1 protein-coding gene is annotated in these 359 nt (G+C 53.5%); it reads right to left on the bottom strand.

Going from position 1 to position 359, the window contains the following annotated elements:
- A partial coding sequence (locus L1D31_RS22530) for a hypothetical protein (protein WP_239839150.1) occupies nucleotides 1-359 on the bottom strand: 359 nt, incomplete at both ends.

Genomic DNA, 359 nt, shown 5'->3' with positions numbered 1-359 from the left:
GGTATAGAGAGTGGGTGCCGTCATGCCAGAAAAAAGCCCTCCATTCCCAAGCCTCGGCAACCCCTACAAGCCGCTTGTTCGACCAGTCAGGCTGAGGCTTGCCTTTCCCTAGCTCGGAGAGTGACAGTGGGTCTTGTGTGAGGTCGAGCGAATAGTGTCCGTTCGTATCTAGAAAGTAGTGAAAGGTGTTATTGTCCCAAAACAGCCATCGACCTTCTGCGCCGGCCAGTTGGCGGTCGGTTGGCCAGCTCCCCGTAGCGAATTTGTCGCTTGACCTAAAGCCCTGCTCATCGAATTCGTGAACGCCTCGATAAAACGTCTTATTGCTAGGTGAAAACTCACTCTCGGTACCATCAGAC

Source organism: Vibrio sp. Isolate23 (assembly GCF_022398095.1).
In the GTDB taxonomy this organism is placed as follows: domain Bacteria; phylum Pseudomonadota; class Gammaproteobacteria; order Enterobacterales; family Vibrionaceae; genus Vibrio; species Vibrio coralliilyticus_A.
Note: the sequence above shows the minus strand (reverse complement) of the source record. Positions and strands in the feature narration are given on the sequence as shown.